This is a genomic window from Caulobacter sp. Root655 (genome assembly GCF_001427665.1).
Classification (GTDB): domain Bacteria; phylum Pseudomonadota; class Alphaproteobacteria; order Caulobacterales; family Caulobacteraceae; genus Caulobacter.
The window spans coordinates 83,942-104,288 of sequence record NZ_LMHC01000026.1 but is presented as its reverse complement, the minus strand read 5'-3'; the positions used below and the strand labels follow the sequence as shown (position 1 = coordinate 104,288).

General features: G+C 68.5%; 27 protein-coding genes. 11 read left to right on the top strand and 16 right to left on the bottom strand.

The window, feature by feature from the left end; genetic code table 11:
- The first annotated feature begins 42 nt into the window (after positions 1-42).
- Together ASD79_RS21235 and ASD79_RS21230 are read left to right on the top strand one after the other, a co-directional pair.
- Entirely contained in the window at positions 43-243 is a 201-nt protein-coding gene (locus ASD79_RS21235; protein ID WP_056725370.1) for a hypothetical protein, read from the top strand.
- Between the two features lie 106 nt (positions 244-349).
- The gene (locus ASD79_RS21230) at positions 350-1,852 is read left to right on the top strand and encodes a lipopolysaccharide assembly protein LapB (protein WP_156400617.1); all 1,503 of its coding nucleotides are present in this window, start codon (positions 350-352) and stop codon (positions 1,850-1,852) included.
- Here the strand turns inward: ASD79_RS21230 and ASD79_RS21225 are convergent, their stop codons facing one another.
- A complete protein-coding gene (locus ASD79_RS21225; protein ID WP_082585057.1) occupies positions 1,853-2,797 on the bottom strand; it encodes a M20/M25/M40 family metallo-hydrolase in 945 nt (314 codons plus the stop codon). It abuts the gene before it with no gap.
- A 148-nt stretch (positions 2,798-2,945) separates the two neighbouring features.
- On the opposite strand from ASD79_RS21225, the gene ASD79_RS21220 reads away from it, so the two are divergent.
- The 4 genes from ASD79_RS21220 (at position 2,946) to ASD79_RS21205 (ending at position 5,095) form a co-directional block, all read left to right on the top strand.
- Positions 2,946-3,182: a BolA family protein gene (locus ASD79_RS21220; protein WP_056725365.1), complete on the top strand. Its 237-nt coding sequence runs from the start codon at positions 2,946-2,948 to the stop codon at positions 3,180-3,182.
- Positions 3,183-3,187: 5 nt separating this feature from the next.
- Positions 3,188-4,081, top strand: coding sequence for an aldo/keto reductase (locus ASD79_RS21215; RefSeq protein WP_056725364.1), 894 nt, complete (start codon positions 3,188-3,190; stop codon positions 4,079-4,081).
- 241 nt (positions 4,082-4,322) lie between these two features.
- Positions 4,323-4,679 (top strand): Grx4 family monothiol glutaredoxin, encoded by a 357-nt coding sequence (gene grxD, locus ASD79_RS21210; RefSeq protein ID WP_056725363.1) that lies wholly within the window; start codon positions 4,323-4,325, stop codon positions 4,677-4,679.
- Positions 4,676-5,095, top strand: coding sequence for a thioesterase family protein (locus ASD79_RS21205; protein WP_056725362.1), 420 nt, complete (start codon positions 4,676-4,678; stop codon positions 5,093-5,095). The genes grxD and ASD79_RS21205 overlap by 4 nt, the downstream gene beginning before the upstream one ends.
- An 11-nt stretch (positions 5,096-5,106) precedes the next feature.
- Here ASD79_RS21205 and ASD79_RS21200 read toward each other — a convergent pair whose 3' ends face one another.
- The 10 genes from ASD79_RS21200 to ASD79_RS21155 form a co-directional block, all read right to left on the bottom strand.
- Positions 5,107-5,523, bottom strand: a complete 417-nt coding sequence (locus tag ASD79_RS21200) for a GFA family protein (RefSeq protein WP_056725361.1) — start codon at positions 5,521-5,523, stop codon at positions 5,107-5,109.
- A gap of 234 nt (positions 5,524-5,757) precedes the next feature.
- A complete protein-coding gene (locus ASD79_RS21195) occupies positions 5,758-6,240 on the bottom strand; it encodes an SRPBCC domain-containing protein (protein ID WP_056725360.1) in 483 nt (160 codons plus the stop codon).
- Positions 6,237-6,566, bottom strand: coding sequence for a helix-turn-helix transcriptional regulator (locus ASD79_RS21190; protein WP_007676221.1), 330 nt, complete (start codon positions 6,564-6,566; stop codon positions 6,237-6,239). The genes ASD79_RS21195 and ASD79_RS21190 overlap by 4 nt, the downstream gene beginning before the upstream one ends.
- 91 nt (positions 6,567-6,657) lie before the next feature.
- The gene (locus ASD79_RS21185; protein ID WP_056725358.1) at positions 6,658-7,035 is read right to left on the bottom strand and encodes a hypothetical protein; all 378 of its coding nucleotides are present in this window, start codon (positions 7,033-7,035) and stop codon (positions 6,658-6,660) included.
- Between the two features lie 305 nt (positions 7,036-7,340).
- Positions 7,341-7,676, bottom strand: a complete 336-nt coding sequence (locus ASD79_RS21180) for a hypothetical protein (RefSeq protein WP_056725356.1) — start codon at positions 7,674-7,676, stop codon at positions 7,341-7,343.
- A gap of 69 nt (positions 7,677-7,745) precedes the next feature.
- Positions 7,746-8,675, bottom strand: coding sequence for a zinc metalloprotease HtpX (gene htpX / locus ASD79_RS21175; protein ID WP_056725352.1), 930 nt, complete (start codon positions 8,673-8,675; stop codon positions 7,746-7,748).
- Between the two features lie 15 nt (positions 8,676-8,690).
- Positions 8,691-8,999 (bottom strand): zf-TFIIB domain-containing protein, encoded by a 309-nt coding sequence (locus ASD79_RS21170; RefSeq protein WP_056725348.1) that lies wholly within the window; start codon positions 8,997-8,999, stop codon positions 8,691-8,693.
- 367 nt (positions 9,000-9,366) lie between these two features.
- On the bottom strand, positions 9,367-9,984 hold the full coding sequence (gene rpsD / locus ASD79_RS21165) for a 30S ribosomal protein S4 (protein WP_056725347.1): 618 nt from the start codon (positions 9,982-9,984) through the stop codon (positions 9,367-9,369).
- A 178-nt stretch (positions 9,985-10,162) separates the two neighbouring features.
- Positions 10,163-10,435: a type II toxin-antitoxin system RelE/ParE family toxin gene (locus ASD79_RS21160; RefSeq protein ID WP_056725345.1), complete on the bottom strand. Its 273-nt coding sequence runs from the start codon at positions 10,433-10,435 to the stop codon at positions 10,163-10,165.
- Positions 10,423-10,602, bottom strand: coding sequence for a hypothetical protein (locus tag ASD79_RS21155; RefSeq protein WP_056725343.1), 180 nt, complete (start codon positions 10,600-10,602; stop codon positions 10,423-10,425). Before ASD79_RS21155 ends, ASD79_RS21160 begins: the two co-directional genes overlap by 13 nt.
- Positions 10,603-10,736: 134 nt before the next feature.
- Between ASD79_RS21155 and ASD79_RS21150 the strand changes: the two genes are divergently transcribed.
- Genes ASD79_RS21150 through ASD79_RS21135 form a run of 4 tightly spaced genes read left to right on the top strand, consistent with a single transcriptional unit; the run spans position 10,737 to position 14,334 of the window.
- A complete protein-coding gene (locus ASD79_RS21150; RefSeq protein ID WP_235524551.1) occupies positions 10,737-11,234 on the top strand; it encodes a hypothetical protein in 498 nt (165 codons plus the stop codon).
- An 8-nt stretch (positions 11,235-11,242) separates the two neighbouring features.
- Positions 11,243-11,818: a PspA/IM30 family protein gene (locus ASD79_RS21145; RefSeq protein ID WP_056725340.1), complete on the top strand. Its 576-nt coding sequence runs from the start codon at positions 11,243-11,245 to the stop codon at positions 11,816-11,818.
- A 6-nt stretch (positions 11,819-11,824) separates the two neighbouring features.
- Complete coding sequence (locus ASD79_RS21140; protein ID WP_056725338.1) at positions 11,825-12,448, top strand: YqiJ family protein; 624 nt, start codon at positions 11,825-11,827, stop codon at positions 12,446-12,448.
- Between the two features lie 23 nt (positions 12,449-12,471).
- Positions 12,472-14,334 carry a flotillin family protein gene (locus tag ASD79_RS21135; RefSeq protein ID WP_056725337.1) on the top strand — a complete coding sequence of 621 codons (1,863 nt, stop codon included), beginning with the start codon at positions 12,472-12,474 and terminating at the stop codon, positions 14,332-14,334.
- A gap of 68 nt (positions 14,335-14,402) precedes the next feature.
- Here the strand turns inward: ASD79_RS21135 and ASD79_RS24135 are convergent, their stop codons facing one another.
- From ASD79_RS24135 to ASD79_RS21115, 5 genes are all read right to left on the bottom strand, one after another.
- The gene (locus ASD79_RS24135; RefSeq protein ID WP_156400616.1) at positions 14,403-14,702 is read right to left on the bottom strand and encodes a hypothetical protein; all 300 of its coding nucleotides are present in this window, start codon (positions 14,700-14,702) and stop codon (positions 14,403-14,405) included.
- Between the two features lie 28 nt (positions 14,703-14,730).
- Positions 14,731-15,576: an S-formylglutathione hydrolase gene (gene fghA, locus ASD79_RS21130; RefSeq protein WP_056725336.1), complete on the bottom strand. Its 846-nt coding sequence runs from the start codon at positions 15,574-15,576 to the stop codon at positions 14,731-14,733.
- A gap of 122 nt (positions 15,577-15,698) precedes the next feature.
- Entirely contained in the window at positions 15,699-16,808 is a 1,110-nt protein-coding gene (locus ASD79_RS21125) for an S-(hydroxymethyl)glutathione dehydrogenase/class III alcohol dehydrogenase (protein WP_056725335.1), read from the bottom strand.
- A 144-nt stretch (positions 16,809-16,952) separates the two neighbouring features.
- Positions 16,953-18,230 (bottom strand): DUF1254 domain-containing protein, encoded by a 1,278-nt coding sequence (locus ASD79_RS21120; protein WP_056725334.1) that lies wholly within the window; start codon positions 18,228-18,230, stop codon positions 16,953-16,955.
- A 188-nt stretch (positions 18,231-18,418) separates the two neighbouring features.
- On the bottom strand, positions 18,419-19,219 hold the full coding sequence (locus ASD79_RS21115) for an RNA methyltransferase (protein ID WP_056725329.1): 801 nt from the start codon (positions 19,217-19,219) through the stop codon (positions 18,419-18,421).
- Between the two features lie 97 nt (positions 19,220-19,316).
- On the opposite strand from ASD79_RS21115, the gene bla reads away from it, so the two are divergent.
- Positions 19,317-20,330 (top strand): class A beta-lactamase, encoded by a 1,014-nt coding sequence (bla, locus tag ASD79_RS21110; RefSeq protein ID WP_056725327.1) that lies wholly within the window; start codon positions 19,317-19,319, stop codon positions 20,328-20,330.
- Positions 20,331-20,347 lie beyond the last annotated feature (17 nt).

The window sequence follows — 20,347 nt, the reverse complement described above, 5'->3', positions numbered from 1 at the left end:
ACCCCGCCTCGGCCGCTTGCCCGTCAGCCCGAGGAGACCGCCATGACCGCCATCGCCAACCTTGACGAATTCATCCTGGAAGAGACCGACGACGGGATCTTCCTCACCGTCACCGGTGACGACGAGAAGACGCTGAAGCTGCGGGTCACGCTGGATGACCTGGAGGAGATCGTCGAGGTGATCGACGAGGTGTTCGGACTGGAGGAGGACGAGGGCGAGGAGGCGGAGGAGAGCGCGGGCTAAACGTCCGCCTCGCGTCCACGGCAACGCGCGCCGGCGCCAAATGCAACTTGAATGCGCCCAGCCCCTGCCCATACGGTGAAGCCGTAGAGTAGGGGGCGACTGATCCGTGCGTGTTTCCAGACTTGTAGCGCGCCTGGGCGCGAAGGCGGGCCTGACCCTGGGCGTCCTCATGGCCGTCCTGGCGTTTCCCGCGGCGGCGCAGACGTCGTGGCAGAGGGCCGAGACGCCGCGCTTCACCATCTACAGCAGCAGCGACGAGAAGACGCTGCGCGAATACGCCGAGCGCATCGAGCTGCTCGACGCCGTCTTCTGGGAGGTCTACGGGCTGCAACGCCCCGCGCCGCCCGCCCGCAAGCTGCCGATCTACCTGGTCGGCGAGCCAAAGCAGCTGCGCCTGGTCTCACCCGGCCTGGCCGACAACGTGGTCGGCTTCTACTCGGCCGATCACTACGACATCTTCGCCATGGGGCTGTCGGACTCGGGCAACGACTACGTTCTGCTGCACGAATATATCCACCACCTGATGCTGCAGAACTTCCCGTTCGGCTATCCGGCATGGTTCGTCGAGGGCTATGCCGAGTACTTCATGAACTCGACGGTCAACGCGTCGTCGATCCAGGTGGGCCTGGTCACGGGCCGCCTGGGCAACCTTGTCGGCGACACCTGGCTTCCGATGGACGACGTGCTGTCCAAGCGGGTGAACGACATCCCGCAGGGCGCGCGCGGCGCCTTCTACGCCCAGTCGTGGCTGCTGACCCACTACATGATCAGCGACCCGCAACGCGCCGAACAGCTGAAGACCTATCTGACGGCGCTCGGCCAGGGCAAGGAGTCGGTCGACGCCATGCAGCAGGCGACCGGCCTGACCCCGGACGCCTGGAAGAAGCGGCTGCGGACCTATCTCAGCGGTCAGTTGCGCTACACCCAGCTCAAGCGCGCCGACTTCCCCAAGGCCAGCGTCGAGATCGTCAAGCTGCCACCGTCGGCGGACGACCTGCTGCTTGACGACCTGCACGTGAAGACGGGGGTGTCGCCGCAGTTCAAGGCGCCGCTGCTGGCCAAGATCCGGACCAAGAGCGCCCGCTACCCCGACGACGCGTTCGCGCAGATGGCGCTGGCGCGGGCCGAGGTGGCGCTGGGCGATCCCTTGATCGGCGCCGTGATCCTCAAGCGCCGCCTCGCCGCCAATCCCAAGGACGTCGAGGCCATGGCCCTGGAAGCCGACCGCCTGATGGCCCAGGGCGACGCCGCGCCCGCCCAGCGCCAGGCGCTGTACAATCAGGCGGGCGCCCTGCTGTCGACGGCCTACAAGCTTGATCCGGCGCGCTACCAGACCTTGCTCGACTTCGCGCGGAGCAAGTCAGGCGAGGCCAACTATCCGTCCGACAACACCCTACAGGCGCTGCTGATGGCCCTCAAGCTGGCGCCCCAGGTCGGCGAAATCCGCCTGCAGGCCGCCGACGGCCTGATGACCCGCGGTCGGAGCAAGGAGGCGGCCCAGGTCCTCATGCCGCTGGCCAACAGCCCGCACGGCGGCGCGGCGGCCAAGCAGGCGCAGGACATGCTGGTCAAGATCGCCGCCGCCAGCGGCGCCTCGGCGAAACCCTGACTACCGCCCCGCCCCCTTGCCGATCCCGTCCAGGTCGTCGTCCAGCGCCCGGGTCGCCGACACCACCGTGGCCACCGCCCGCTTGAAGAAGTCCTGCGGCATGGTGTCGAAGTCGTCGGTGGGCTGGTGGTATTCGGGGTGGTCCTCGACGCCGAAATAGACCCAAGGCACGCCGGCGGCGGCGAACGGGCCCTGGTCGGACTGCATCGTCCAATTGTTCTGCTGGCCGTCGGCGTCGGTGTCGTGGCCCAGCTTCAGGGTCACCAGGGCCGTCTTCGCCACGCCGTCCAGCACCGGCCTGAGATAGGGCTGCGGCCCCGCTCCGCTGACATAGAGTTCGCCCTTGGCGTTCTTGCTGATCATGTCGAAATTGACCGCCAGGCCGATCCTGGCCAGCGGAACGGGCGGGTCGGCGACGAAGGCCTTGGCGCCCCGCAACCCGCTCTCCTCGCCGTCGAAGGCGACGATCAGCACCGTGTGGCGGGGCGGGGCGGCCTTGAACGCCTCGGCCACCGCCAGCAGGCCCGCCACGCCCGAGGCGTTGTCGTCGGCCCCGTTATAGGTCTTGCCGTTCTTGACCCCCAGGTGGTCGTAGTGGGCGCAGACCACCAGCACCTTGTCGGAACTCGACGTGCCCTCGATGCGGGCCACCAGGTTGACGCCCTGGACCTGGGTCCCGTCCTTCCTGGCGAAGGTGAACGGCCGGTCGAACGTCGGGCCCTGCGGCTTCAGGCCGATCTGGATGAAGCGCTCCCGGATGTAGGCCCGCGCCTTGGCCCCGCCCGGGGTGGCGATGCCCCGCCCTTCCATGTCGTCGGCCGACAGCAGGCGGACGTCATCGACGGCGTGGACGCCGGGCGCGACGCCCTTCGTCGAGGCCGGGGCGGCGCAGGCCGCCGTCGAGCCAAGAAGGAGGATGGCGATGGGAACGAGAATCGAGCGCACGGGGACCTTTCACGAAAACACGGAGCGTTTTGTGCCGCGCCCCACGGTCGCCGGCAAGCGGAGCCGCCCCGCGAACCGTTTGGCGCGTATGCCCGTTCTTAAGGTTTACGCGGCATACCCAATGTCGAGAGATTCGGAGTCTTCCGCCGTGCCCATGTCCCCCGCCGACCTCGAAGCCCGCCTGCACGAGGCGTTTCCCGACGCCGAGATCGTGCTGACCGACCTGGCCGGCGACGGCGACCACTACAAGGCGCGCATCGTCTCGCCGGCCTTCCGGGGCCTGAGCCGGGTCAAGCAGCACCAGATGGTCAACCGGGCCCTGGCCGACGTGCTGGGCGGCACGCTGCACGCCCTGGCCCTCGAAACCGTCGCCCCCTCGGAATAGGCCCAATGCGCTATCGCCCCTTCGGCAACGCGGGCGTGGCGGTCTCGGCGATCTCGCTGAGGCTCGAGGACCAGCCGCGCCTGAAGGCGGGCGATTGGCGCAAGCTGGTCTATGCGGCGCTGGAAAACGGTATCAACAGCTTCGAATTCGACGGTGTGTCGCCGGCCCTGATGGAGGGCGCGGCCGAGGCCCTGGCCACCGTCGAGCGGCGGCTGCTGTTCATCGGCTGGCGGCTGCGCGCCCAGGGCGACCGCGCGCTGCGGGCCCAGGTCGTGCACGACATGATCGACCAGGCCCTGGACCGCACGGGCCTGGGCCATCTGGACATCGCCACCCTGGACGACCCCGACGGCGCCGACTTTCCGTCCGAGACCCTGGAACAGCTGACCGCCCTGCGCGGCGCGCGGCTGATCCGCCTGCTGGGCGTGTCCGGCGGGGGCGACAAGTTCGACGCCTATGCGGCCTCGGGTCTGTTCGACGCCATGGCCACGCCGTTCAACCTGGCGTCCGGCTGGATCGAGCGCAACCGGGTGCGCGCCGCCATGGGCCGCGAGATGGCGGTGGTCGGCCTGGATTTCTGGCCGCGGGCCCTGCGCGAGGAACGCCGCGGCTTCCTGCCCAGGCCGTCGCTGTGGCGTCGCCGCGCCGATCCGTTGGCCGATATCGGCGGCTACGACTTCCTGCACGACACCCACGGCTGGACCGCCCAGCAGATCTGCCTGGCCTACGCCCTGACCGAGCCGTCGCTGGCCACCGTGCAGATCACCGCCGAAACGCCCGCCGAACTGGAAGCCCTGGCCGCCATCGCCGAGCGCGACCTGCCGACCGGCTGCTCGGCCCAGATCGAAATGGCCCGCTTTTCGGCGCAGGAAGCCGAACGGAACAGGCGCCGGGCGTAGGCTCTCAAGTCGGCCGCTCCGACACCCCCTCACCGTTGTCATCCCGGAAAGCGCGTAGCGCTTGTCCGGGACCCAGGGGCGGCTGCACCGCGTCGGCCCAGTCACCTGGGTCCCGGACAGCCTCTACGAGGCTTCCGGGATGACAACGGTAAGGAGATGATCCCCCCATCCTCCCGCGTCCGCCGCACTTGACCCGGACCCCCATGGCGCCTAGCTGAGAGGCTACGCCAAGGATTTTCCCATGACCGCCCCCACCACCACCGACGTCGGCTCCTCCCCCGCGCTCGACTTCATCGCCAAGACCGTGGCCGACAACGCCGTGGTCCTGTTCATGAAGGGCGTGCCGGACCAGCCGCGTTGCGGCTTCTCGTCGATCAGCGTGCAGATCCTCGACCACCTGGGCGTCGAGTTCGTCGGCGTCGACGTGCTGCAGGACGACGAACTGCGCCAGGGCATCAAGACCTTCACCGACTGGCCGACCATTCCCCAGCTCTATGTGAAGGGCGAATTCATCGGCGGCAGCGACATCATCCGCGAGATGTTCCAGTCGGGCGAACTGAAGACCCTGCTGGCGGAGCAAGGCCTGATCGCGGCTTGAGCCGAGTCTTCCTTCCCGCTGCCGACGCGTTCCACCTGACCTTCGTCCCAACGGCGGCCGACATCGACGCCAACGGCCACGTCAACAACGTGGTCTATCTGGCCTGGGCCCAGGACCTGGCCATCGCCCATTGGGATGCCTGGGCTTCGCCCGAAGAGCGGGCCGGGTGGAGCTGGGTGGCCCGTCGCCACGAGATCGACTACCGCCGCGAACTGCTGCCGGGCGAGGTCGCCGTCGGCTACACCTGGGTGGGCCAGCTGAAGGGCCCGCGCTTCGAACGCTATGTCCGCATCGACGGCCCCGACGGCGAGATGTGCGCCCAGAGCCGCACCGACTGGGTGCTGATCGACGTCGCCGCCAAGCGCCCGGCCCGAGTGCCGGGGTGGATGATCGAACGGTTCACGCCGAAGGGTTGAACCGCTCGCCCCTAGCCCGCCGGCATCCTGTCGAATTTCGGGACGGCCGGATCCAGGTGATCCCAGGCATGGCCGCGCACGGCGTAGGTCACCGCCTGCGGCGTGTAGCGGCTGGGATCGTCCAGGCTGGCGGCATGCACCGTGAACAGCTCCGGCATGGCCGCGAACGTCAGATAGACCGGCGACCCGCAGGTGGGGCAGAAGGCGCGCGTCTTCACCGAGCCGCTGTCGCCGACGATGTCCCAATGCGTCGCCTCGCCTTCGAGCTTCACGCTCTCGCGGCTGGGAAAGCTCAGATAGGACCCGTGCCCCGTGCCGCTCTTGTGCTGGCAGTCGCGGCACTGGCAGTCGTTCATGAACATCGGTTCGGCGGAGATTTCGTAACGGATCGCGCCGCAGGCGCATCCGCCGGTAAAGGCCTCGCTCATGTCTTCTCTCTCGCGATAGGGGGTTGTGGCGCGTATCGACGTCTTCGATGCGCCTGGAGCACGATGATTTTGAACTGAACCTCCCACTCCCATTCCGTCTCCCCGGCGAAGGCCGGGGCCCAGATCCTAGGGCGGAGTATTCGGATCATGGTCCGATGCGACGGCTGAACCTGGGCCCCGGCCTTCGCCGAGGAGACGGGTCTAGATAGCGATTCCAGTGTGAATCATCATGCTCTACTGCAACTTGCTCGGGGCGACCTGTTCCGCGGCGATGGCGCCGATGCTCGGGACCACCTTCTTCCAGCCGTCGCCCATGGTCTTGAAGGCCGCGCCGTTTCGCGGAAGCACGAAGCCGGAGTGGACCAGGCGAAGGCGCGTGCCGTTCTCGACCCTGGAGAGGATCCAGGTGACGACCGTGTCGAGGCGCGAGCCGTAGCCGACATTGCCCTCGTCTCCGCCCTTCCAGGCATAGCTCAGACGTTCGTTCGGCGCCGCTTCCAGCACCCGGCAATGAATGACGCCGTCCCAGGCGCCGGCCGGGGTGGTCTGGAAGGTGAAGGCCTTGCCCTCGATGGGTTCGAACCCCGTCGGCGTCATCAGCCAGCGGCCGATCAGCTCGCCGGTGGTCAGCGCCTTCCAGATCGCCTCCGGTGAATGAGGGAAGACCTCGTCGACCGCGATGTCTTGCGTGTCGGATTTCAAGGCGGCGTCGGTCATGGGTCGATCTCCTTCAAGAGAGTTCTGAGGTCGGCGAACCGCTCGCGCCAGAAGACGCCGTAGTGGCTCATCCAGTCGACCAGCGGCGAGAGGCCCTCGGGCTGGGCGCGGTAATAGACGTTGCGGCCCTCGGGGCGCTCGGCGACCAGGCCGGCCTGCTTCAAGGACTTGAGGTGCTGGGAGATGGCGCCCTGGGTCACGCCGCTGCCCCGCGTCAGCTCGACCACGGTGATCTCGTCGGACATGACGACCCGCTCGAACACGGCGCGCCGCGTGGGATCGGCCAGGGTGCGCATGACGGCGGTGATGGTGGCGGCTTCGTTCATGGCCTATCAATTAGCACATGCTAATAGATTAGCAACGGCTAATTCGTTTCGAGCCGCGAACGCCGACACGAACGGCCTGCCGGTTCAGGCTCTAGGGATTGGCGGCCAGCGGATTGAGCACCGCCAGCCTGCCCCGCTCCGCCACGCCCAGTTCCTGATAGGTGAAGGTCAACGCCGCCTCGCCCGGCGTCGTCGCGTGGCAGGTCTCCAGCCGCTTGCGCGCGAAGGCGATCGTCGGCGGGACGCCCGTCCGATCGACATAGAAAGCGAAGTCCTCCTTGCGGACGCAGCCGCTCGAGGCCACGCGGATCGTCAGGCCCGTGGGTCCGGCGGTGACCGACCTCAGGGTCTCCAGCCCGGCCGCCTCTCCGCCCGGGCCCGCGACCAGCGACACCCCGCCCCGCCCCGCGCAGCCGCCCAGGGCCAGCGCCAGCCCGGTCGCCAGCAGTCCGCGTCGATCGAGGGTCATGTGGGCCTTGGCAAGGAGCGAAACTCGACCCTAGTTTGCGCAAGGCTTGGCCATGCGCAACCGACGAGGACCTGAGGGCTCCGTAAATTCGCTTCGATCGCCGCGACGGCGCTGGCCCTGGCCGCCGCCTCGCCCGGCCTCGCGAAGCCGAGTGGGGTCATCCCAAAAACGGCTGTCATCCCGGACAAGGCCCGAAGGGCCGCCGATCCGGGACCGCCGGAAGCGCGGCGCTCACGCGCCGGTCCCGGATCGGCGCGCTGCGCGCTTGTCCGGGATGACAGCGAGAGGGAGGTGATTGGAGCGGATCAGCCCTTGGCCAAACCCGCGCGCAGCCGGCCGGCCACGTCACCCAGGGTGATCCGCGACAGCGCGCCCTCGACCTCGAGCGAGACGTCCGGGCTCGCCACCCGGGCCAGGCCGGCGGTGAAGTCGGTGATGGCGGTGATGTGCTGGGCCAGCAGGTCGACCATGTGCAGTTCCTGCATCACCTTCATCCGCGCCTCGGGCGGGACGGCTTCCAGGATCTGGCCCAGGGCGCTGTCGAGGTGGCCGCACGACACGGCGGCGATCGACATCTCGGCCGACAGGGCCTCGAACACGGCGACCAGGCTGGCGGCCTCAGGTTTAAGTTGCGGTATCATCACGGCTTTCCCCCAAGCGTTTCAAACAGATAACGTCGGGGGCCTTTTCGTAGGGTTAAGATCGCCGGCCTAGCTCCACGGCCCTGGCCGGCGCCCGCCGCCCGTCGGCACGGCCGTGCCCGCCGCCGACCGCGTTCCCTGTGTCACGCCCAGTCGCAGCAGGGCCGCGATGCGGTTGTGGGTGGCCGGGTGGGTCGAGAACAGGTTGTCGGCGCCCTTGCCCGACAGTGGGTTGATGATGAACAGGTGGGCGGTGGCCGGGTTGCGCTCGGCCTCGTGGTTGACCGCGCCGCCCCGGGCATGGGCCTCGATCTTCTCCAGCGCCCGGGCCAGGGCGCGGCCGTCGCCGGCGATGTCGGCCCCGATCCGGTCGGCTTCGTACTCGCGCGAGCGGCTGATGGCCATCTGCACCAGCATGGCGGCGATCGGCGCGAGAATGGCCAGGGCGATTGTCCCGACCAGCCCGCCCGGCCGGTCCTCGTCGTCGCGCGAACCGCCGAAGAAGAAGGCGAAATTGGCCAGGGCCGAGATCGCGCCAGCGATCGTCGCCGTCACGGTCATGGTCAGGGTGTCGCGGTTCTTCACGTGGGCCAGTTCGTGGGCCATGACGCCGCGAATCTCGTCGCGGTCGAGCAGGCCCAGCAGGCCGGTGCTGGCGGCCACGGCGGCGTGGTCGGGGTCGCGGCCGGTGGCGAAGGCGTTGGGCTGGTCGCTGTCGATGACGGTGATGCGCGGACGCGGCAGGCCGGCGCGAATGGCCAGCGCCTCGACGTCCTGGACATAGGCGCGCACCCGGGGATCGGCGGCGTTGGCGTCGACCTCGACCGCGCCGTACATCCGCAGCACGATCTTGTCGGCGTTCCAGTAGGAGAACAGGTTCATCCCCAGCGCCAGCACCAGGGCGACCAGCATGCCGGTCGGGCCGCCGATCATGTAGCCGACCCCGACGAACAGCGCCGTCAGGCCGGCCAACAGGATGAAGGTCTTGAGGTGGTTCATGGTCCTATCGTCGGATCAGTCGAAGATGTCGAACAGGTCGAAGCGCTTCTTCTTGCCGTACTGGCCTCGGTGGCGGTCGTCGTCGTAACGGTCGTGCGAGCGTTCGGGGCTGGGGCGCTCGTCCTTGCGCTCCCGGGCCCGCTCGTAGTCGGGCAAACGCGGCGACTGGGCCTGGGGTTCGCCCCGCTCCATCGACATCAGCTTTTCCAGCTCGCCGCGGTCCAGCCACACGCCCCGGCATTGGGGGCACATGTCGAACTCCACGGTCGCGCGCTGCACGGCCTGCATGGAAGCATCGCAATTGGGGCACATCAGAAGCGGCATGGGCGGTCCCTGTCCAGTTGATGGACGGGTGTTCCCGAAGCTGAAGCCGGCGCGGAGGGGGGAGGGACAGCCGGACCCAGACATCGAGAACACCCGATGCGGTCCGACATCACGAGTGCTTGCAACACTCGCCAGAGGGGCCCGGCCCGCTCAATGAAATTAGGAAGCCGTCGTGGCGGTTTCAAGGCCCAAGTCCTCCCCCTGTGGGGGAGGCGATCACGAAGCGATCGGTGGGGGGAACTTGCCGAGGAGGGTCACTCCCCCCTCCGGCCCATTCGGGCCGCCTCCCCCACAGGGGGAGGACCTGAATACGAAAAAGGCCCCGGGTTTCCCCGGGGCCTTTCCGATCGTCTCGAGAAAACGCGTCTTACGAAGCGTAGAATTCGACGACGAGGTTCGGTTCCATCTTCACCGGGTACGGCACTTCCGACAGTTCCGGCACGCGGATGAAGTTCGCCGACAGGCCCTTGGCGTCGACGGTGATGTATTCGCAGAAATCACGCTCGGCCGAAGCGACGGCTTCCAGCACCAGCGCCATGTTGCGCGACTTTTCGCGGACGGCGACGACGTCGCCGATCTTGCAGCGGTAGCTGGCGATGTTGACGCGCTTGCCGTTCACGGTGACGTGGCCGTGGTTCACGAACTGGCGGGCGGCGAACACGGTCGGCACGAACTTGGCGCGGTAGACGATGGCGTCCAGGCGCGATTCCAGCAGGCCGACCAGGTTTTCAGCCGTGTTGCCCTTGCGGCGCGCGGCTTCTTCATAGGTGCGGCTGAACTGCTTTTCGGTCAGGTTACCGTAGTAACCCTTCAGCTTTTGCTTGGCGCGCAGCTGCAGGCCGAAGTCCGAGACTTTCTGCTTGCGGCGTTGGCCGTGCTGGCCGGGGCCGTAGGACCGCTGGTTGACCGGCGACTTCGGCCGACCCCAGAGGTTCTCGCCCATACGGCGATCGATCTTGTACTTGGCGCTATGGCGCTTGGACATAAGTCACTCTTTTAGCTCGATCCGGGCCGGCTCCCCCTGGGGGGTGCGATCTCAACGGCGGCGTCGCATCATTCCGTCATGTGGTTTTCCCACCGTCCGGCAAGCCGGCGGCGTGAAGGCGCGGTTTATGACGGAGGGGCGACGGGGAGTCAACGGCTGGCGGGTCGGCCAACCCATTTCACCCGTCCTGACGCGCGGCGTGGCGGATTCGCAGAATGGTGACGATGTCGGCCCCCGCCTGGTAGCGCAGAATATAGGGTGGGATAGTCGTCAATTCTCGAAGGCCGGCGCCCGCCATTCGCCCTCGATCAGGATGCTCGGCCAAGCTGTCGCCGGCCCGCTTGAGTCTTACCGCCATGCGTTGGGCCGCGAGCGGACTGAATTGACCGATATAGGTCCTGATGGTCGCCAAGTCGGATAAGGCGCGTCGCGTCCAGACTACTTGAACCACGACGCCGGCGCCGCCTGCTCGTCAGGAGTTCCCCAGGTGTCGAGCCAAGCTGAAACCTCCGCGTGGGACACCACGCGCCCAGCAGCCATGTCCGCAAGGCTCTCGGCGTCGGCAGCTGCCTCGGAGGCCGCGTCGATCTCATCGAAGATGGACGGTTCAGGCGTCATAACAAGAACATATCATGACCAAGGACAGAGAACAAAGGGGATGGCTGGAATGCTGCGTATGACAATTCAACTTCACTGTTTACAAACGTCTTACACGCAGCCAAGCTCTAGCCATGGTAGTGTTGAACACGCCCTTGAGCGTCAGGCTCTCCGAGGATGACTCCGCCTTCCTGGCTCAACTAGAGCTGGAAGGGGCGGTGACGTCCAGCGACAAGGTGCGCGGGCTGATCCGCCTAGCGCGGCTGCGTCATCAGCGACCAGAAACCTTCGCCGGCGCCCTGGCGGCCAGCCACGAGACCCTGGGCCCGGCCCTGCGCACGGTGCGCGAAGCCGAACAGACGACCGATCGACGCTCCGGCGTGGTGATCGGCCTGCTGACGGCGGTCGAGGAATTCCTGGCCCTCAGCCTGTCGACGCCCGCCGAGATGGCTGCCGCCGACGAGGGCGCGATGCTGCGCCACGAGGCCCGGCTGGTCGATTGCGCGGCCCGGATGACCGAACAGATGCTGCGCTGGGCCGTGACGCCCAGCGCCCCAGCCTACGATCCCGGCGTCGTCGCCCGGCGATTGCAGGCCCTGAACGACCTGATGACCCTGATCACCTCGGCGACGTCGCCGATCGCTTCGAAATGAGGAAACTCATGGCCGACACCCTGGGCGCCCGCGTGGGCCGTATCGTCGCCGGCGGGGCCCACGCCATCGTCGACGCCATCGAAGGCGTGCTGCCCGACGCCCTGGGCCAGCAAGCCCTGCGCGAGGTCGACCAGGCCGTCGACGAGGTTCGCGCCGAGCTGGGCAAGACCATCGCCGCCCGCCACCTGGCGTCCAAGCGCCTGACCGAGCAGAGCAGCCGCCACGACGAGCTGGCCGCCCAGATCGACCTGGCCCTGAGCCAGGGCCGCGAAGACCTGATCCGCGCCGCCCTGGAGCACCAGCTGGACATCGAGGCCCAGGTCCCGGTGCTGGAAGTCGCCGTCGCCCACGCCGCCGAGCGCCAGGCCGAGCTGGAGGGCTATCTCTCGGCCTTGCAGGCCACCCGCCGCGAGATGAGCGAGGACCTGCAAAGCCTGAACGCCACCCGCGCCGCACCACCGCCGCGCGAGGCCGCCGACCTGGACCGCGGCGCCAAGCTGTCGGAGCTGGACAAGCTGGCCCGACGCCACCGCGTGGAGGAGCGGCTGGCCGCCCTGCTCGCCCGCGTCGGCCAGCCGGGCTGATCGCGGATGCTGGCCTTCATCACCTCGGGCGACAACGTCCCGTTCTTCGCCGCCCTGCTGCTGATGCTGCTGATCGGCGCGGTCGAGGCCGTCGGCCTGGGCGGCGGCGCGGTGCTCGGCGACGGGATCGACGCGGACGCCGATCTCGACGGCCAAGCCTCGCTGCTCAACTGGCTCAACGTCGGCAAGCTGCCGTTGCTGATGCTGATCGTCGTCTTCCTGTTCAGCTTCGGCCTGGTCGGCCTGATCCTGCAGCAGTTGATCGCCGGGATCTTCGGCCGGCCGGGGCCCTGGTGGCTGTCCGTGCCGCTGGCCGTGGCCACCGCCCTGCCCTTCACGCGGCTGTTCGGCCGGGTCGTCGCCAAGATCCTGCCCACCGACGAGACTACCGCCGTGTCGCGCGAGACCCTGGTCGGTCGCCTCGCGGTCATCGTCACCGGCAAGGCCGAGGTCGGCAGCGCCGCCCAGGCCCGGGTCCGCGACGCCCACGGCCAGACCCACTACGTGATGATCGAGCCCGACGACGTGGGCGAGGTCTTCGATGAAGGCTCCAGCGTGATCATCGTCCGCCACGCCGGGGCCCGGTTCTTCGCCATCCACAACGTCAGCGCATCCCTGCGCGACCTGTAAATCCTTTCCAGTACGGGGGTACCATGAACATGCCTGCTCTGATCGAGATCGCCATCATCGCCGGCAGCGGCCTCGCCGCCCTGCTGATCCTGGGCCTGATCTTCGCCCGCCTCTACAAGCGCGCCTCCAAGGAGACCTCCTTCGTCCGCACCGGCTTTGGCGGCGAAAAGGTGGTGATGAATGGCGGGGCCCTGATCCTGCCGGTGCTGCACGAGACCATTCCGGTCAACATGAACACCCTGCGCCTGGCCGTGGAGCGCAAGAACGAGCAGGCCCTGATCACCAAGGACCGCATGCGGGTCGACGTGCTGGCCGAGTTCTATGTGCGGGTCCAGCCCAGCGCCGACGCCATCGCCTCGGCCGCCCAGACCCTGGGCATGCGCACCATGCATCCCGAGCAGCTGAAGGACCTGGTCGAGGGCAAGTTCGTCGACGCCCTGCGCTCGGTGGCCGCCGAGCTGACCATGACCGAGCTGCACGAACAGCGCACCCACTTCGTCCAGAAGGTGCAGCAGGTCTCCAGCGAGGACCTGCTGAAGAACGGGCTGGAGCTGGAAACCGTGTCGCTGACTGGTCTGGACCAGACCGCCATGGAATATTTCAACCCGTCGAACGCCTTCGACGCCGAGGGCCTGACCCGGCTGACCGAGGAGATCGAACTGCGCAAGAAGCTGCGCAACGACATCGAGCAGGACACCCAGGTGCAGATCCGCACCAAGAACCTCGAGGCCCAGCGCCGCACCCTGGAGATCAGCCGCGACGAGGAATACGCCAAGCTGGAGCAGGAGCGCGAGCTGGCCATCCGCCGCGCCGGCCAGGCCGCCGAGGTCTCGCAGCAGGAAGCCGAGAAGTCGCGCGAGGCCGAGGGCGCCAAGATCACCGCCCAGCAGCAGATCGAGACCGCCAAGATCGAAGCCGACCGGGCCGTCGCCCAGCAGCGCATCGCCATGGAGCAGGAGCTGAGCGAGCGCGAGATCGCCAAGGAACGCGCCGTCGACACCCAGAACATCGAGAAGGCCAAGGCCATCGAGCTGTCCGAACAGGATCGCGCCATCGCCGTGGCCGAGAAGTCGCGCGCGCAATCTGAAGCTCAAGCGGAAGCGGACAAGGCCCTGGCCCTGGCCGTGGCCGCCGAGGAGCAGGTCAAGACCGTCCGCGAACGCGAGGGCGCCGAGCGCCAGAAGATCATCGAGTTGATCGAGGCCACCAAGGAGGCCGAGCGCGAGGCGATCGGCGTCAAGGTCGCCGCCGAGGCCCAGAAGACCGCCGCCGCCGACCAGGCCGAGGCCCTGCGCGAGGAAGCCAAGGGCGCGGCCGACAAGACCCGCATCGAGGCCGAGGCCGCCGGTGAGGCCGTCCGCGTCGCCGCCGAGGCCGCCCGCGTGCGCTACGCCGTCGACGCCGCCGGCCAGAGGGCCCTGAACGAGGCGGCCAACCTGCTGTCGGCCGACCAGGTCGCCATGGCCATCCGCATCAAGCTGATCGAGAACCTCGACCGGATCATCGCCGAGTCGGTCAAGCCGCTGCAGGCCATCGACTCCATCCGCATCGTGCAGATGGAAGGCATGAACGGCGGCGCGGCCAACGACGGCGGTGGCTCCCCGAACGGCGGCGGCAACCTGGCCGACCAGGTGGTCAGCGGCGCCCTGCGCTATCGCGCCCAGGCCCCGCTGCTCGACCAGCTGATGGCCGAGGTCGGCCTGTCGGGCGGCGACATCAACGGCCTGACCGCCGTTCTGCGCGAGCCGGTGGCGACGACGGGCGAGACGGTGGTCGAAACCCTCCCCGCGCCGCGGCCGGCCCGCAAGGCCAAGAGCGTCGCCGCCGTGGTCGAACCGATCGAGATCGTCGCCGACGAGGACGCGGCGGAGGACGAGGAGGCGTAAGCCACCGCGTCAGCCCCGCAACGCGAACGCCCCCGTCACCTGCGTGGCGGGGGCGTTTTCGTGTGCGGCTATTGAAGGTCGAGCGTTCTTACAGGCGGGTTCTTTCGACGCTCGATCCGTCGGCGCCATTCGATCAGCCGCCACAGCGCGAAGAGCGCGACCAAGATCGAGGAAATCACCGCAGGCCCGAACCACCAGGGGGTGGCATTGCCTGGGGATCTGTCCCGCAGAACATAGAAAATCAGGAATGCACCCGCAATCGCGCAGCTCAGGCGCACCAGCCTTCCCTTGGTGCTTCCGCCGCGAGCGATCCACTCCAGCGACCTCTCGCGTCGGCTGAAGTACCAGTTATCATCGAGCAGCTTCACCGTGCATCCCTCGCCTAGCGCGCGAAGCCTAGAGCCTTTGCGCGTGCCACGCCACGTGGTCGCCGATGAACGTCGCGATGAAGAAGTAGCTGTGGTCGTAGCCTTCCTGGCGGCGGACGGTGACCTTGAGGCGGGCCTCGGCGCCGGCTTCTTCCAGCCGTTCGGGCTTCAGCTGACTGTCCAGGAAGCTGTCGGCCAGGCCCTGGTCGACCAGGATTTCGTCGAAGTCCGCACCAGCCCCGTCCTCGATCAGGGCGACGGCGTCGTGGGCCCGCCAGGTGGAACGGTCGGGGCCGAGATAGGCGCCCAACGCCTTGTCGCCCCACGGGCAGTTCGATGGCGAGACGATCGGCGAAAACGCGCTGACCGACCTGAACAACTCCGGGTTCTTCAGGGCGAGGGTCAGGGCCCCGTGGCCGCCCATCGAGTGGCCGAAAATCCCGCGCCGGGCGCCGTCCAGCGGGAAGGCGCCGTCGACGGCCTCCAGCAGATCCTTGGTGACGTAGGAATACATCTGGAAGTGCGGCGCCCACGGCTCTTGGGTGGCGTCGACATAGAAGCCGGCCCCCTGCCCCAGGTCATAGGCCGGATCGTCGGCCACGGCGTTGCCTTCCAGATCGGGGCCTCGCGGGCTGGTGTCGGGCGCGACGATGGCCAGGCCATGGGCCACCGCATGGGCGTAGACGCCCGACTTGGTGGTGAAATTGTCCTCGGTGCAGGTCAGGCCCGACAGCCAGACGAGGTAGGGGAACGGCCCCTCGCCGTCCGGCGTCCAGACGGTGAACTTCATCGGCGTGCCGGTGGCGGCGCTGTCGTGCCGGCAATAGCGCAGGGTTCCGCCCTGGGTGCGGTGGGTGGCGAGGGTTTCGACCATTTCAAGCTCCTCCCCTCCCCCTTGCGGGGAGGGGTTGGGGGTGGGGGAGCCAGCGCCGAGCCGACACCCCCTATCCGACCGCTTCGCGGCCACCTTTCCCCGCAAGGGGGAAAGGGATCAAATCAGAACGTCACCACCGTCCGGATGCTCTCGCCCCGGTGCATCAGGTCGAACGCCTCGTTGATGCGCTCCAGCGGCAGGACGTGGGTGATCATCGGGTCGATCTGGATCTTGCCGTCCATGTACCAGTCGACGATCTTCGGGGTGTCGGTGCGGCCGCGCGCGCCGCCGAAGGCCGTGCCCTTCCAGACCCGGCCGGTGACCAGCTGGAACGGCCGGGTGGCGATCTCCTTGCCGGCCTCGGCCACGCCGATGATGATGCTCTGACCCCAGCCGCGATGGCAGGCCTCCAGCGCCTGGCGCATCACCGTGGTGTTGCCGGTGCAGTCGAAGGTGTAGTCAGCGCCGCCGTCGGTCAGGGCCACCAGGTGGGCGACGATGTCGCCGTCGATGTCCTTGGGGTTGACGAAGTGGGTCATGCCGAACTTGCGGCCCCATTCTTCGCGGTCGGGATTGAGGTCGACGCCGATGATCTTGTCGGCCCCCACCAGCTTCAGCCCCTGCAGCACGTTGAGGCCGATGCCGCCCAGGCCGAACACCACGGCGTTGGCGCCCGGCTCGACCTTGGCGGTGTTGACCACCGCGCCCACCCCGGTGGTCACGCCGCAGCCGCAGTAGCAGGCCGACTTGAACGGCGCGTCCTTGCGGATCCGGGCCACCGCGATCTCGGGCAGCACCGTGTAGTTCGAGAAGGTCGAGCAGCCCATGTAGTGGTGGATGGTCTGGCCCTTGTAGGAGAAGCGGCTGGTGCCGTCCGGCATCAGCCCCTTGCCCTGGGTGGCGCGGATCGCCGTGCAGAGGTTGGTCTTGCCGCTGAGGCAGCTTTTGCACTGCCGGCATTCGGGCGTGTAGAGCGGAATCACGTGGTCGCCGACCGCCAGGCTGGTGACGCCGGGGCCGACCTCGACCACCACGCCCGCGCCCTCGTGGCCGAGGATCGAGGGGAACAGGCCCTCGCTGTCCAGACCGTCCAGGGTGTAGGCGTCGGTGTGGCAGACGCCGGTGGCCTTGATCTCGATCAGCACCTCGCCGTGGCGGGGGCCTTCCAGGTCGACCTCGACGATCTCCAGCGGCTGCTTGGCGGCGAAGGCGACGGCGGCGCGGGTCTTCATGGTCGGGTCTCCTGGTCAGCGAGTCGGGCCGGACTTTGCCTTTGAGGCGTGACGGGGTCGAGCCCCTACTGTTTCCCTCTCCCCTTGCGGGGTCGGACTTGACTGGGGACAGGCGCATGCGCCTGTCCCCGACCGACACCCTGGTTAGACCTTCTCCACCGCCTTGAACCGGAACCGGCCGTCCAACAGCTCCGGCTTCGGCAAATAGGTCCGCAGGTACAGCGCGAACGGCCCGGCCTTGGGCGCGGGCAGCCAGTTGGCCGAGCGTTCGCCACCGGGGTCGGCGCGGCCGATCCACAGGTTCAGCGAACCGTCGGCCTCGCGCTTCAGCCCGGCCGTGCGGTCGCCGATGGCGTAGCGGTTCAGCGGGTTGTCGGTGAAGAAATACTGGCCGTCGGCCGTGGCCTCGTACATCGCCAGCGACCAGAAGCCGTCGAGCGGCAGTTGGGCCGGCAGGCTCAGGCGATAGAGGCCGTCGCCGGTGAACAGCCCCGCTCCGTTGTCGCCGGCCGCCTTCATGTACATGGCCTCGGCCACCGGCAGGGCGCCCAGACCGGCCAGGGCGACGATGGCGCGGTAGATGTAGTCCTGGCCGTAGTCGCCGAGGTTGGCGCGCGGATAGGCCCAGCCCTGGACGAAGCTCTGGCGGCCCAGGGCGAACTTGGTGATCAGTTGGGCCCTGTCGGCCCCGGCCTTGGCCTGGTCGGCGTCGAACGGTCCCGCGCCCAGGAAGGCGGAGGTCCGACGCAAGATCCGCAGGTCGCTGGCCGGCGCGGGCTCGGCCGCCAGCAGTTGGCGAGCGGCAGCGAAATAGGCGGCCGGATCGGCGTCGCGCGCGGCGTAGGCCGGCGGCGCGGCGGCCTTGGGAGCGGTCAGGACGAAACCGTCCTGGACCTTGTGCGCCGCCGGCAGGTCGGCCGCGTCGGCGACCAGGGTGCGGATCAGCAGCCAGGCGTGCGGGGTGGCGATACGCACCGGGTTGGGACCGCGCGCGGCCTGGCCCGGTCCGACCAGGGTGAAGGTCCCGCCCTCGCCGCCCACGGTGCGCAGGCCCAGCACGGCGTTGTTGTTGGTGAACATGTCCATCACCGCCGCCGACCAGTAGCGCGCCCCGGTGGCCGGCACGGTCAGGGTCGCGGGCCCTTGGCTCAGATCGAGGAAGGCGATGGAATAGAGGGTGTCGTTGTTGGGCGTGGTCACCGCCCGGAACGTGTGGTCGGACAGCACCCGCCCGTGGTTGAGCCTGTTGATCGCCGCGCCCGGCGTCTTGAGCACCCGGGCCCGGGTGGTGGCCATCTCGATCAGCGGCAGGGCGTAGAACCAGGCGTCGCGGGCCGCGTCGGGGTCCGCCCCAGCGGCCAAGGCCGGTGTCCCCACCAGGCCCAGCGCGCCGGCGGTCAGCATCAGTTGTCGACGGTTCATGCCGTTTCCCCCAACGTTTGTTTGACAGGAGAAGACGACGGATGGGGACGGGCCGCAAGGGGCGGCGACGCCGTGCGTCCTTCGAGGCTCGGCTACGCCTCGCGCCTCAGGATGAGGAATTCAGCAACAAAGCTCCTCTTCCTGAGACGCCCGCATAGCGGGCCTCGAAGGACGCAGAGCCTCTCGGCCTAACCTTCCACTTCCGGCTTGCCAGCCTTCGCCGCCTTCTGCGCCGCCAGCTTGGCCAGCACCCTGCCCCGGCCCCGGGACAGCGCGGTGACCACGCCGCGGAAGGTGCGCACCTCCTGCTCGGTCAGCCTGGCCCGGGCCAACGGGGCGCGCAGGTTGCGGACCATCGACGGTTTCTTCTCGGGCGGATGGTAGAAGCCGGCGGCCTCCAGTTCGTCCTCCAGCTGGCCGTACAGGCCGATCAGACTGGACTGGTCGGCCGGCGGCTCGACGTTCTGCTCGAACTTCACCCAGGGGCGGTCGTCGACCGTCATCTTCCATTCGTAGGCGTTGATCGACACGGCCTGGGCCAGGTTCAGCGAGCGAAAGCGCTCGTCGATCGGGATGGAGATGATCGCCTGGCACAGGGCGATGTCGTCGGTCTCCAGCCCGGCCCGCTCGCCGCCGAACAGCAAGCCGACCGCGAAGCCCTGGGCCACCTCGTCCGACAGCTGGGCGGCGGCCTCGCGCGGGGTGACCACCGGCAGGCGGGTCTCGCGCGGGCGAGCCGTGGTGGCGAACACCAGCTTCAGGTCGGCGATCGCCGCTTCCAGCGTGTCGAACACCTTGGCGTTGTCGAGCGGCCAGTTGGCGCCCGAGGCGCTGGGCCAGGCGCGCTCCTGCGGCCAGCCGTCGCGCGGCTTGACCAGGCGCAGATCCTCGAGGCCGAAATTGGCCATCACCCGGGCGACCGCGCCGATGTTTTCGGCCAGTTGCGGCTGGTTGAGGATCACGCAGGGCGGGGGAAAGTTCGAGCTCATCGCTCCCTTTGCCGCCGGTAGGCCGCGCGGTGCAAGCCCCACAATGCCACGTCGCGCGTTTAGCCACGGTCCAGCTCGTTCCTCAGAGACCGCCCGCATGTCGTTCCGAGCCGCCGCCATCGCCCTGGCCCTGCTGCTCGCCGGTTGCGGCGAACCGCCGATGCTGGGCCAGGAGGACCCGCTGCTCGACCGCGAGAAACTGACCGTCCAGTTGCAGCAGGTCGCCGACCGCGCGGTCCCGGGAACCCTGGGCGTGGCGATCGAGGACCTGAGCACCAGCCAGATCATCTCGTTCAACGGCGAGCGGCGCTTTCCCTTGCAGGGCGCGTCCAAGGCGCCCCTCGGGGCGGCGGTGCTGGCCGAGGTCGACGCCAGGCGGCTGAAGCTGGACCAAGTGCTGACCATCGAGGACGTCGACCTGTCGCCGCCCCACAGCCCGATCGCCGACGTCTGGCCGGGCCGCAAGGACTACACCGTCGCCGAATTGCTCGAGCGGGCGGTCGGCGATGGCGACAACACCGCCGCCGACGTGCTGATGGAGGCGGTCGGCGGCCCGGGGGCGGTGACGGCCTGGCTGCAGGGCCGCAAGGTCAAACCTGTCGACATCGACCGCTACGAGCGCCAGCTGCAGCCGGAAATGTTCGGCCTGGCCTCGTTCCGCGCCGGCTGGAAGGGCGAGGCCGCCTATCGCGCCGCCCTGGAGGCCGTTCCCGCCGAGACCCGGCGCCGCGCCACCCTGGCCTATCTGGCCGATCCGAAGGACACCGCCACGCCGCTTGGCGCGGTGCGGTTCCTGGAGGCGCTGAACCAGGGCGAGTTGCTGTCGCCGGCCTCGACCCGACGCCTGGTGAAGGTCATGATCGCCAGCCCCAGCGCGCCCGGCCGTCTGCGCGCCGCCCTGCCCGACGGCGCGCGCCTGGCGCATAGAAGCGGCACGGCCCGCGCCGACCTGGGCTTCACCCCGGCGGTCAACGACATCGGCGTCTACAGGCTCAAGGACGGCCGAAAGTTCGCCGTGGCGGTGTTCCTGTCGGGGTCGTCGCTGAACGAAGCCGACCAGGACCGGGTGATCGCCGACGTCGGGCGCATCGTGATCAAGGCCGCGCAATAGGGGGAGCGGATCTCACG

Excerpts from the sequence above, each read along its gene's own strand:
- ASD79_RS21235 (WP_056725370.1), top strand. The coding sequence starts at position 43 with ATGACCGCCATCGCCAACCTTGACGAATTCATCCTGGAAGAGACCGAC.
- ASD79_RS21215 (WP_056725364.1), top strand. The coding sequence starts at position 3,188 with ATGCGCTATCGCCCCTTCGGCAACGCGGGCGTGGCGGTCTCGGCGATC.
- grxD (WP_056725363.1), top strand. The coding sequence starts at position 4,323 with ATGACCGCCCCCACCACCACCGACGTCGGCTCCTCCCCCGCGCTCGAC.
- ASD79_RS21200 (WP_056725361.1), bottom strand. The coding sequence starts at position 5,523 with ATGAGCGAGGCCTTTACCGGCGGATGCGCCTGCGGCGCGATCCGTTAC.
- ASD79_RS21195 (WP_056725360.1), bottom strand. The coding sequence starts at position 6,240 with ATGACCGACGCCGCCTTGAAATCCGACACGCAAGACATCGCGGTCGAC.
- ASD79_RS21190 (WP_007676221.1), bottom strand. The coding sequence starts at position 6,566 with ATGAACGAAGCCGCCACCATCACCGCCGTCATGCGCACCCTGGCCGAT.
- ASD79_RS21185 (WP_056725358.1), bottom strand. The coding sequence starts at position 7,035 with ATGACCCTCGATCGACGCGGACTGCTGGCGACCGGGCTGGCGCTGGCC.
- ASD79_RS21180 (WP_056725356.1), bottom strand. The coding sequence starts at position 7,676 with ATGATACCGCAACTTAAACCTGAGGCCGCCAGCCTGGTCGCCGTGTTC.
- htpX (WP_056725352.1), bottom strand. The coding sequence starts at position 8,675 with ATGAACCACCTCAAGACCTTCATCCTGTTGGCCGGCCTGACGGCGCTG.
- ASD79_RS21170 (WP_056725348.1), bottom strand. The coding sequence starts at position 8,999 with ATGCCGCTTCTGATGTGCCCCAATTGCGATGCTTCCATGCAGGCCGTG.
- rpsD (WP_056725347.1), bottom strand. The coding sequence starts at position 9,984 with ATGTCCAAGCGCCATAGCGCCAAGTACAAGATCGATCGCCGTATGGGC.
- ASD79_RS21155 (WP_056725343.1), bottom strand. The coding sequence starts at position 10,602 with ATGACGCCTGAACCGTCCATCTTCGATGAGATCGACGCGGCCTCCGAG.
- ASD79_RS21145 (WP_056725340.1), top strand. The coding sequence starts at position 11,243 with ATGGCCGACACCCTGGGCGCCCGCGTGGGCCGTATCGTCGCCGGCGGG.
- ASD79_RS21140 (WP_056725338.1), top strand. The coding sequence starts at position 11,825 with ATGCTGGCCTTCATCACCTCGGGCGACAACGTCCCGTTCTTCGCCGCC.
- ASD79_RS21135 (WP_056725337.1), top strand. The coding sequence starts at position 12,472 with ATGAACATGCCTGCTCTGATCGAGATCGCCATCATCGCCGGCAGCGGC.
- fghA (WP_056725336.1), bottom strand. The coding sequence starts at position 15,576 with ATGGTCGAAACCCTCGCCACCCACCGCACCCAGGGCGGAACCCTGCGC.
- ASD79_RS21125 (WP_056725335.1), bottom strand. The coding sequence starts at position 16,808 with ATGAAGACCCGCGCCGCCGTCGCCTTCGCCGCCAAGCAGCCGCTGGAG.
- ASD79_RS21120 (WP_056725334.1), bottom strand. The coding sequence starts at position 18,230 with ATGAACCGTCGACAACTGATGCTGACCGCCGGCGCGCTGGGCCTGGTG.
- ASD79_RS21115 (WP_056725329.1), bottom strand. The coding sequence starts at position 19,219 with ATGAGCTCGAACTTTCCCCCGCCCTGCGTGATCCTCAACCAGCCGCAA.
- bla (WP_056725327.1), top strand. The coding sequence starts at position 19,317 with ATGTCGTTCCGAGCCGCCGCCATCGCCCTGGCCCTGCTGCTCGCCGGT.